Annotated in this window: 12 protein-coding genes; 4 read left to right on the top strand and 8 right to left on the bottom strand. The window is 70.5% G+C overall.

The genetic code is table 11. The annotated features are described in order from the left end of the window. The 3 genes from FXF50_RS28900 to FXF50_RS28890 form a co-directional block, all read right to left on the bottom strand. Nucleotides 1–511, bottom strand: a 511-nt coding sequence (locus FXF50_RS28900) for an MBL fold metallo-hydrolase (RefSeq protein ID WP_148432092.1), incomplete at its 3' end; no start/stop codon positions are given. A gap of 131 nt (nt 512–642) precedes the next feature. Beyond that, nucleotides 643–912, bottom strand: coding sequence for a metal-sensitive transcriptional regulator (locus FXF50_RS28895; RefSeq protein WP_148432091.1), 270 nt, complete (start codon nt 910–912; stop codon nt 643–645). Between the two features lie 169 nt (nt 913–1,081). Further along, nucleotides 1,082–1,327: an SHOCT domain-containing protein gene (locus FXF50_RS28890; RefSeq protein ID WP_148432090.1), complete on the bottom strand. Its 246-nt coding sequence runs from the start codon at nt 1,325–1,327 to the stop codon at nt 1,082–1,084. A gap of 270 nt (nt 1,328–1,597) precedes the next feature. Here FXF50_RS28890 and FXF50_RS28885 point away from each other — a divergent pair, with 270 nt between their 5' ends. Beyond that, nucleotides 1,598–1,972 carry an ATP-binding protein gene (locus tag FXF50_RS28885; protein WP_255510249.1) on the top strand — a complete coding sequence of 125 codons (375 nt, stop codon included), beginning with the start codon at nt 1,598–1,600 and terminating at the stop codon, nt 1,970–1,972. Nucleotides 1,973–2,060: 88 nt separating this feature from the next. Next, on the top strand, nt 2,061–3,629 hold the full coding sequence (locus FXF50_RS28880; RefSeq protein ID WP_148432089.1) for an amidohydrolase: 1,569 nt from the start codon (nt 2,061–2,063) through the stop codon (nt 3,627–3,629). Between the two features lie 9 nt (nt 3,630–3,638). Here the strand turns inward: FXF50_RS28880 and FXF50_RS28875 are convergent, their stop codons facing one another. From FXF50_RS28875 to FXF50_RS28865, 3 genes are all read right to left on the bottom strand, one after another. Next, nucleotides 3,639–4,610, bottom strand: a complete 972-nt coding sequence (locus FXF50_RS28875; RefSeq protein WP_255510248.1) for an FAD-dependent oxidoreductase — start codon at nt 4,608–4,610, stop codon at nt 3,639–3,641. 144 nt (nt 4,611–4,754) lie between these two features. Then, a complete protein-coding gene (locus tag FXF50_RS28870) occupies nt 4,755–5,588 on the bottom strand; it encodes an MOSC domain-containing protein (protein ID WP_148432088.1) in 834 nt (277 codons plus the stop codon). Between the two features lie 66 nt (nt 5,589–5,654). Continuing rightward, complete coding sequence (locus FXF50_RS28865; RefSeq protein ID WP_148432087.1) at nt 5,655–6,416, bottom strand: hypothetical protein; 762 nt, start codon at nt 6,414–6,416, stop codon at nt 5,655–5,657. Between the two features lie 133 nt (nt 6,417–6,549). Between FXF50_RS28865 and FXF50_RS28860 the strand changes: the two genes are divergently transcribed. After that, nucleotides 6,550–7,236, top strand: coding sequence for a hypothetical protein (locus tag FXF50_RS28860; RefSeq protein ID WP_148432086.1), 687 nt, complete (start codon nt 6,550–6,552; stop codon nt 7,234–7,236). Between the two features lie 183 nt (nt 7,237–7,419). Beyond that, nucleotides 7,420–8,022 carry a hypothetical protein gene (locus FXF50_RS28855; protein ID WP_148432085.1) on the top strand — a complete coding sequence of 201 codons (603 nt, stop codon included), beginning with the start codon at nt 7,420–7,422 and terminating at the stop codon, nt 8,020–8,022. A 340-nt stretch (nt 8,023–8,362) separates the two neighbouring features. On the opposite strand, the gene FXF50_RS28850 is transcribed toward FXF50_RS28855, so the two are convergent. Both FXF50_RS28850 and FXF50_RS28845 read right to left on the bottom strand, forming a co-directional pair. Beyond that, nucleotides 8,363–9,034: a hypothetical protein gene (locus tag FXF50_RS28850; RefSeq protein WP_148432084.1), complete on the bottom strand. Its 672-nt coding sequence runs from the start codon at nt 9,032–9,034 to the stop codon at nt 8,363–8,365. A 7-nt stretch (nt 9,035–9,041) separates the two neighbouring features. Beyond that, a complete protein-coding gene (locus FXF50_RS28845; RefSeq protein WP_148432083.1) occupies nt 9,042–9,437 on the bottom strand; it encodes a hypothetical protein in 396 nt (131 codons plus the stop codon). Between the last annotated feature and the right edge of the window lie 585 nt (nt 9,438–10,022).

Here is a 10,022-nt window from a genome sequence, read left to right as displayed (position 1 = left end):
AACGCCGCGCCGAGGCGTGCTGGTGATGGGCCAACTCGTGGGCGTGCCGCTCGCCCAGCAGGTCGGTGCGGCCCGTCGTGCCGAACAGCAGCGACCCACCGGTGAACACCCCCGCCGGCCGCCACCCGCCGTCGGTGGCCTCGTCGAGCACGTAGGACAGGTGGTGGAAGGTGTGACCGGGCGTGCCGATCACCCGCAGCCGCACCCCGTCCGACACGGCCACCTGGTCGCCGTCGCAGACCGGCACACGGTCGAAGCCCACCTCGTCCGCCGCCGCCACCAGGTACCGGGCGCCGGTCACCCGGGCCAGCTCCAAACCGCCCGAGACGTAGTCGTTGTGGACATGCGTCTCCACCACATGCGTGACCCGAACGCCCTTCTCCCCCGCCAGGTACATGATCCGGTCGATGTCGCGCTGGGGGTCGACCACGATCGCCACCTGCCCGTCCGAGGCCAGATAGCTGCGGTCACCCAGCGACGACGTCGCGATCACCGAGACCTCGACTGCCATATGCCCTGCTCCTTCCATGCGTTGCAAACCTATATACCCCCGGGGGTATGTGGAAAAGACACTGCGGCCCTGCTCTTCAGCGACCGCCACTCACGCCGCAGCGACGCGGCGCGAGTGGCGCCACACCTGTCTCAGGCGAGGGCGAGGAAGAGCTTCTCCAACTCCTCCTCGGTCATCTCCGGCTCCTCGCCACGAACACGCGCGGCCCCGCAGTGCCGCATACCCGATGCGATGATCTTGTAGCCCGCGCGGTCGATCGCCTTCGACACGGCAGCGAGCTGGGTCAGCGCCTCGCGGCAGTCCGCACCGCTCTCCATCATCTCGATGACCGCGTTGAGCTGCCCACGGGCCCGCTTGAGCCGCGTCAGCGCATCCGACGTCATCTCCGGTCGAAGCCTCATGACACCTCCTGACACCAGGATACCCCCCTGGGTACCCAGCCCTTAGGGGCATACCCCCATGGGTATCGTCAACCCCGCCGGCCGAAGGCACATTCCCCGTTGCACGCCCGTCGCCGCCTGCCCGACCCCTGCTCGCCGCCCTCGGTGACGTCGCTCACTCTCAGGGAGCTCAGGAGGATTCCGCGTGCCGTCCGGCCAGGTGCGCCCGAGCACGCCCGTGCTCCTCGGCGTCGATCTCGCCCAGCGCGAACCGGCGGTCGAGGATCTCCTGCGGCGTCTCCCGCACCTGCCGGCCGTGGTCGGCGGGACGTTGGACGAGCCTGGCCACCGCCCAGACGATCACGGCGATGAGGGCGATCCACACCACCGGCATGAGTGTCATCCAGATCCAGCCGGAGCCGTATCCGTACATCATCGTGTCACCTCCGCCAGGTGGGCACCTCTCCGTAGAGCGTCACTCGCCGCAGGTGCTCCGGCCAGAGACTTACGGCCCCTCCCGTCGGACCCTCCGACAGCGGGCGGGGCGCCCACCGTCCGCGGTGGGAGGATGACCACCGTCCACCATGCCGTGCCACGGGTCGGGCGGTTGCTGTGCGGCAAGTTTTGCCTGCTCCGGGCGGGGGTAGCGGTCCCGTCAGTCAGGGACATCTGACATCGAACAGACGGGGACGATCCGGTGGACGAGATGACCGCACGCCTGGATCTTCCAGTCGGGGCAGACGCCCTCGCCGCCGCCCGCCAGGTCGTGCACTCGGCCCTGGTCGCATGGGGGTTCGAGCACCTCGAGGACGTGGCGGACGCGGTGCTGGTCGCCGACGAACTGGTCGCCAACGCGGTGCGCCACGGCGGCGGCTGCCTGAGCCTGCACCTCCACGCCCACGGCGACGAGGTCACCGTCTGCGCGGTGGACGGCTCGGCGGTCGTTCCGCGTCAGCGCGAGCCCGATAACGACGGCGGCCGCGGTCTGAGGATCATCGAGGCCCTCAGCCAGGCGTGGGGAGTCGAGGACCTGCCCGACGGCGGCAAACGGGTGTGGGTCCGCCTCGTCGGGTCGAGGTAGCGGGCATTTCCCGTCCGCGGCGCTTTCCTCCTCCGTCCTGCCTTCCTACTGTGAGGAACCACCGCCCCTCGAAGATCGCGAGTGTCGCATGAGCAGACGCGTCTACCGCAACGCCGCCATCCACACGGGAGACAGTGGCAACCCGCTGGCCACGGCCCTGGCCGTGGACGGCGACCACCTGCTGGCCGTCGGCGGAGAGGCGGAGGTACGTGAGGCGGCGGGCTGGGGCGCGGAGCTCATCGACCTGGACGGCGCCGCCGTGCTTCCCGGGCTCTACGACGCCCACATCCACACCGCGCAGTACGCGCAGAGCCTGGGCGCCGTGGACCTGCGCGGCGTACGCGGCCTGGACGAGGCCCTGTCGACGGTGGCCGCGCACGCGGCACGGCTGCGGCCGGGCGCCTGGCTGTTCGGCGGCCGGTGGAACAGCAACGCCTGGGATCCACCGGCGCAGCCGGACCGGTACGCGCTGGACAAGGTCTGCCCCGAGCTGCCGGTGGCGCTGCCCAGCGTGGACGGCCACACGGTGTGGGCCAACTCGGCGGCGCTGCGGCTGGCCGGGATCGACGCGAGCACCCCCGACCCGGTGGGCGGCGAGATCGTCCGGGACGCCGGCGGCGAGCCGACCGGCATCCTCCGCGAAACGGCCTCGGACCCGCTGCGCGACCTGATGGTCTCCCCCGACCTGCGCGAGCTGCTGAAGGCCGGGCAGGAGGAACTGCTCGCGCTCGGCCTCACCAGCGTGCACGACATCGACGGCGAGGACTGCCGGGCCGCCTACCTGGCCCTGCGCGACGCCGGCGAGCTCAAGCTGCGCGTCCACAAGGCGATCCCCATGGGTCACCTGGAGGCGGCCATCGCCGAAGGCCGCCGGACCGGGCAGGGCGACGACTGGTTCCGCACCGGGCCCGTGAAGATCTTCAGCGACGGAGCGCTGGGCTCGCACACCTGCCACATGAGCCGTTCCTTCGCCGGCGAGCAGGGCAACGTGGGCATCGCGGTCACCCCGTACGAGGACCTGGTCAGGCTGTTCGCCCGGGCCGCGGGGGCCGGCATCGCGGTGGCGACCCACGCCATCGGCGACCGCGCCAACCACCTGGTCATCGACGCCTACGAGGCGGTCGGGCGTACGCCGGGGCTGCGGCACCGCATCGAGCACGCGCAGCACCTGCGGCCCGCCGACCTGGCCCGGATGGCCGACCTGGGCATCGCCGCCTCGATGCAGCCCGTGCACTGCACCAGCGACATCGATCTCGTCGACTCCCTGCTGGCCGGCCACGACCTGGCCTCCTACGCCTGGCGCGGGATGCTGGACGCCGGCGTGCTGCTGGCGTTCGGCTCCGACGCCCCCGTCGAGAGTCCCGACCCCTTCGCCGCGCTGTACGCCGCGGTGACCCGTGCCCGTCCCGACGGCACCCCCGTCGGCGGCTGGCAGCCGGAGCAGCGGCTGAGCATGGCCGAGGCCGTCAGCGCCCACACCCTCGGCGCCGCCCGCGCCGCCGGTGAGGACGGCCGCAAGGGCGTCCTCGCGCCCGGCAAGCTCGCCGACTTCATCGCGGTGGACACCGACCCCTACCGCGAATCGCCGGACGCCGTGCTGCGTACCAGGGTCATGACGACCGTCGTCGGCGGCGAGATCCGCTGGCAACGGACCTAGCGCGCCCGGTCAGCGGCCCAGGGCCAGGTCCGCCACCTCGGCGGCGCACCCCCAGGACAGGGTGACCCCCGCCCCGCCGTGGCCGTACGCGTGCACGAGCCGGCTGCCGCGCGGGCCCGCCGGGTCCGGGTCCACCTCGACCCGCGGGCCGCCGTGCCGCGCGGGCCGCAGCCCGATCCGCTCGCCGAGCACCGGCGCGCCGGCCAGCTCCGGCACCAGCGCCACGCAGCGGGCCCGGATCGCCGCCGCCGTGTCCGGGTCGGGCCGGGTGTGCCCCACCCCCGGCTCGTACGTGCCGCCGAGCACCACGTCGTGCCGGCGGGGGTGCACGTACGTGATCCCGGCCGGGTCGTCCTCGTCGCGCACCGACACGGTCAGGCCCGGGTTCGCCGCCAGCACCACGTGCCCGCGTGCCGGGTGCACGGCCGGGTCGGCGGCGAGCCGGCCGGCGGCCAGGCCCGTGGCGTTGACGACGGTCGGGGCGAGGTCGAAGGCGTCCGCGAGCCGCCGCACCGGGTGGCGCAGCACCTGCCCGCCGCCGGCCTCCAGCCGCCGCCGCAGCCAGGCCAGGTACGGCGTCATCTCCACCGTCGGCGCGGTGAACCTCAGCACCGTCGTGTACGGGGGCGCCAGCGGCTCGGCCACCAGGCTCCCGCACGCCTCCGCCCACCACGGCGGGCCGTCGTACGGACGGCGCAGCAGCATCCGGGTCGGCCGGTCGACCACCCCCGGCACACCGTCCGCCGCCTGGCGGCCCAGCTCCGTGTGGGTCTCCCGCGCCCAGCGCAGCACCCGCGGGTCCTGGTCGGTGTGGCTCGGGTACCAGACCGCCGCGGCCACCGTGGACACCGTGTCCGCCGGGTCATGGGCGGTCAGCACGGTCACCCGCGCGCCCCGCCGCTGGAGCGTGAGGGCCGCCGTCATCCCGACGATCCCACCGCCGACCACCACCACGTCCGGCCCTGCCGTCGTCGTCCGCACGCGTGCCAGTGTCCGACGCGCTTCCTTCTCCAGACAAGATCGCGGGCCGGCAGCAGGTGGACAGGCCCGCGTACCCCAGCGTCTTTTCCATGCCCCGGCTGTCTGTCACCGTGCGCTGGCGGACGGACAGCGATCTTGGTGCGGTCAGTCGAGCACCTGCACGGTGTCGCCCACGCTGACGGTCGGACCCTCGCCCGGCTCGGCCCGCACCGTCAGCTGGAGACCGAAGAGCAGCTTCTGGCCGACCTTCCGCCGCGCGGCGAGCATCCACAGCGGCTCCCGCCCCCGCTCCCCGGTCTCCTGGTCGATCGTTGCGACCAGACAGCGACCACACTCGCCCACGGCGTGGAACACGGCCCCGCCGATCCTGATCCGCCGGCCGACCCACTCGCCCTCGGCCCACGGCGCGGCACCGCTGACCACCACGTTGGGGCGGAACCGGTCCATCGGCAACGGCCCCTCGGCGCTGCCCGACTCCAGCAGCCAGCCGTTGAACGCGTCCAGCGATGCGGTGTTGGCCAGCAGCAGCGGGCTGCCGTCGGCGAAGTTCAGTTCGGCGCCGGAGCCGGCCGGAACCGGCCAGGGAACGCGGTTGCCGGTGGGGTCACCGAGCCAGACCAGCCGGGCGGCGCGCCCCAACAGCCGGTGGAGCCAGTCGTCGGCCTCGGGGCCGGCGGCGCGTACCGGTGCGGGCGGCCGGCTCCGGAACACCCGCGCCTGGAGCTCCTCGCCGCCCGTCGGTTCGGCCAGGTCCAGCGGGGCAAACCCGGGCGCGGCCAGGGTCAGCCCGCCCGGCCGGGACACCGCCCGCACCGTCACCAGCTCCCGGTGCTCGCGCTGGGTCAGGCCGAGGCCCTGCTCGTCCACGATGAGCCAGCGCCGGTCGCCGTCCAGGCCCCACGGCTCGACGCGCGCCGTGTCGCGGTCGGTCCGGCGGCACCCCTTCACGGGGTACGTGTGAATCGACGCGACTCGCATCCCGCCAGGATCACACGACCCGACCGCGGACGGAAGCGGGCCTTCTGCCGACCAGGGGCCGGCACATCACAGGCTGTCGAGGCTGACCTCGTGCATCGTCCCGTCCGGTCCCATCCGGAACAGTCGCGGTGGGCCCATGAGCCGTCGTGCCTCCGCGTACTCGGCCTCCCGCGCAGCCTGTTCCGCACCGGTCGGGTCGGTCACGCGGAAGCCGTGCAGGTGAACAGCTTCCGTGTCGACATCGGCCGGGTCGGGACAGCCCTCGATGGCGAAGCCGAACAAGGCACGCAGGGCCTCCTCACCCAGATCGAGAGGATGGAACGGCAACGGGTACGGCCCCTGGCTGGGCCAGCCCGGTACCGGCGCGACCGGGTGCTCCCCCGCCCAGTACGGCAGCTCGAAGTCGTACGGCTCGCCGATGTTCTCCTGGATGCCGCCGTCCGGCGACAGGCTCAGCGACCTGACGAGCTCGCCGTCCTCCCAGACCGCGAAACACAGCCAGTCCACGACCGAGTGCATCCCGTGCATGACGATCCGCCGGCCCGCTCCCGCCCGCCGCAGGTGTTCCGGCAGCTCGGACGGCCGGTCGAGCACCAGCCGCCGGTCGCAGCACAGCTCCACCCCGGCCAGCTTCGTGGCGTACGTGATGTCGTCCGGCGGGTAGACGTCCTGGAACAGCGAGCCGTCGTCGACGGCCTCCACGACGTAGCCCGGGTGGACCTGACGTACCAGCGCCTCGGTCTCGGACCGCTCCGAGCGCGACGCGCCGAGCAAGGCGGGACGGATGTCGCCATCGGCGTACGCCAGCAGGGCCGTCTTCGCGCCCACGTCGCACCTCCCGGTCCTCGGCTGCGGACAAGCGCCCGCACACTACCGGCCAGCCGGCGGGTGCGTCCGACCGCTCGCCGGTCAGACGACCCGGTCGAGGAACTGACGGACGAACTCGATCATGTCGCCGCGGGTGAACTCCAGCTCGCCGTGGTCGCCATCGGCGGTCGATGCCGCGCAGGCCGAGGTGCAGCGCCAGGTGCCCGCCGGCGGAGTCGCCGGCCACGATGAACAGCGCCCCGTGCATCCAGAGGACCACCGCCCCGGGCGGACAGGCTGTGTCGTCCCGCGATCCGCAGACTCTTCGACTGGCCGCTCCGGTGGCCGTGGACAAAGCTGGATCGGACGGGGACAGGACCAGAAAGGGAGTGCGATGAATCTCCGACTGCTCATTCCAGCCCTGGTCCTGACACCGATCTGTCTGATCGCGCTCTGGCAGCTGCCGAAGATCTGGCGGATGAAGGCCGACATCCAGCGGCCTGCCGCGACGAAGAAGTGGTGGCCCTTCAGCGAGGCCCTGCGTGAGGGTTTCCTCCGAGGACTGCCGGTCGGCATTCTCGGCTGCACCGCGCTCACCGCGTCGATGGCGTTGACGGCCGTCTCGGAAGCCACGCACGGCAGCACCTCGCGGGTGGCTGCCGAGGCGGCCTGGATCGCCTTCCTGGTCTTCGTGGCGCTCATGCTGATCGACCTGTCGGTGACCCTCATCAACCAGCCGAAGTTCGTTGTGCCGCCGGCCACCCGGGACGAGCCCGGTGCCATCGCCCTGTGGTGGCGGAGCCGGAAACATCGGCCCCAGCGCCGGTCGAGGTCAGCCTGACACCCGGCCGGCCCCGCGCTGCCCGCTCTACGGCCTTGTTGCACAGAGCCAACAATTCGGCAGGCGCCCCGATTGAGCGCTCCTGGACCAGACCAACGGTCAAGGAGCGCTACCGGATGGCGTACTTGACCGGCCTGGTCCCCGGGGACTATCTCCTCCCTCGACCTGAGGTACAACAACGCGGTGACGCCGAGCCGAGAACTGAATGCGCATGCCCTGACCGAGCTGTGGAAGCAGCGTTGGCCCGAGTGCCCGCCGTTCGCCCATTGGCTACCCGGCCACTACCCGGACAGATGGGTGAGGTTCCACAGCCTCCCAGGATCGAAGCGGTACTCAGACAACGAGACCGAGTACGCGATCGTGCTTCACCGGCACTACGCAGTGCTGTCAGAACTCGATCCAGGTGCCGTCCTCCTTGTTGTCACCAGCGAGTGGACAGAGGACCCGGCAACCACGCCCCAGATGTGGCCGAGGCGTTCAGAAGTCGCACCGTCGGCATGGCACTGGCAGACCCTGCTGGAGAACCCCGAGGAAGAGCCTGAGCGCCGCAGCTACACACAGCTCTACGCCGAGACGATTCCATGGCGACCGGGCGCGATTGACCTCCTGTTGAGGGCCGTCGCCGATGACGAGTTGGCAAACGTGATCCTCGCGCCGAAGGATCTCCGCTGGTTGTACCACCCCTACGACGGTGGGGCTGATGTCATCCTGCCCGCCCGGGAGCAACGGGACGCGCTGAAGGCACAGCACCAGGATTGGCTCTCCCAGCAACCGTCTGGGCTCTAGATGCCATCAGGGCTCTTCCTAGACCGGCGGTCAACGAGCGCCACCATGCGCCACCTTGCCTGATCTTGGTCCCTAGGAACGCCGAAAGGGCCGATCCACATCCCGGATCAGCCCTTTGACCTGCGTCGGGACGGCCGGATTCGAACCGACGACCCCTTGACCCCAGAGATTGGCAACCCGGCTCGGTACGGCCCGCGCGGCTGGTCGACGGTCTGAAGATGGTCACCGTGGTCCCGCTTGGTGCCGTCAGTTGCTGTACTTCGTTGCTGTACTTGCTCCGTAGCTATCGCGCCGACGTCCACGATGTCGCCATGAGGCACCACGGGTAGGCCGAGCCGCGTTACAGGTCTGCCCTCATGCGGGCCCGATTACTGGCCGCAGTGGCCCACGCCCGAATGATCGGGTGAGGTTCGGCGCCAGTGGCGAGTTCTGGTTGGAAGAGGGTGCCGAGGAAGAACGGATGTTCTGGTAGTTCCGCGACTCGTACGATGCCTTCGCCGTCGACTCCGGTGAACCGCATCCCATGGTCGGTCAGCACTTGTGCGGTGGCCGGGTTGAGGCCGTAGGAGCAGTGGTAGTACTCCCTGGTTCGCGTCGCGCCCAGTGCTCGCTCGAAGAGTGAGCCGCTCGTCGCGAGGACAACGCACTCGTTGCCGCCGAGTGAACAGGAGAGTGGGACCAGGACGTCTTCTTCGGCCAGATCGGCTACCTGCGTGGCGAACTCGATGACGGCCAGTTGCAAGCCGCCGCAGGTTCCCAGGAGGGGGATGCCGGCCCGGCGGGCGGCACCCGCGGCCGCGATGACCCCCGCCTCGGTCTCATATGGGCTGCCGGTGAGCCAGACCCCGTCGAAGTCGTCGAGCGCGTTGTCGACCTCTGTCGTCGGGATCCATGTCGCGTCGATCTTCATTCCCTCGGTTGCCGTCAACCCAGTGATCGCGCGGGTGACTGGCGCGTGTGATCCGGCGTCGAGGTGGTCGCCAATGAGGGCGAGCCGAGTGATGAGGCTCATTCCCTGATCACCCACGCCCGGGAGCTACAAAGTAGGCAAGAAAGGAACTGCCGGGCTCGACAGCGGTGAGTAATCTGCGCCATGACCAGAGATTCGGATGTTCCCAGTGGATGGCTGCTTCGGCCGGTGCCAATAGTTCGACCGCTTCGGCCACCTGGTCGCGGCTGAGCCGGAAGACGCCTGTCTCGTTGACGTAGCCGCATACCAAAGCCAGAACGGCCGCTGGCAGTTTGTGCTCGCCGCCCGGCCCATTCAGGTGTCCGACCGTCAGCCCGTCCCGCCCCCTGCGCGCCAACGTGTACGCGGTTGGCTGCACATACCCGGGGATGCGTGCCGCGAAGCGCGCGTACGCAGCCCGCAGATCCTCGTCGGTCGGCCAAGCGTCGTTACTCGAAGGAAGCATGGCAGTGAACGATAGCCGGAAGTCCGTCCGCGGTCCGCCCCTCAGCCATCCCGGAGTGCCCGAGCGCCCCGCTGGAGGCGCTGCCTGTGTCTCGACCATCTTGAAGCCCCGGAGCTGCCATCGATCATGGCGGGCCGGGGCTTCTTCGTATGCGCGCCGCCGGCGGGCTATCACCGACGCGCTGGCGGCGCGAGCGGCCTGCGAAGCGGGCCGCCTTGATCCCGTACAGAGAATTCTCACATCTACCGAGCGCCCCGAGTGTCCGACTCCACTTGATTCGCTACACATCGAACTCACTTGAAGGGTGACAGTCGCCCGTCCCTCCCGAGGCTTTGATTTCACACTGCGTGACTGGCGTCGGGCCTACTGTTTGAGCCGAGCAGCAGGTGACCTTCATCGGTCAGGACGCCCGGTCATTTTGCGAAGCAGCGCCGCTTGTCGCCGTAGGCAGCGGCGGCCACGTTCCCGTTAGGAGTTCGGAGGCCGCCACCGGTCGATCCGCAGGTCGTCAATGCGGTCGTTGCGGAGCAGGTCGGTATCGACGGTGTCCAGCAGGTCAGCGACGTCTACCCATAGCTGTGTCAC

Origin of the sequence: Micromonospora sp. AP08 (genome assembly GCF_008085935.1) — a bacterium.
GTDB classification, from domain to species: domain Bacteria; phylum Actinomycetota; class Actinomycetes; order Mycobacteriales; family Micromonosporaceae; genus Micromonospora; species Micromonospora chersina.
The sequence above is the reverse complement of the archived record's forward strand: the minus strand, read 5'-3'. Positions and strand labels throughout refer to the sequence as shown.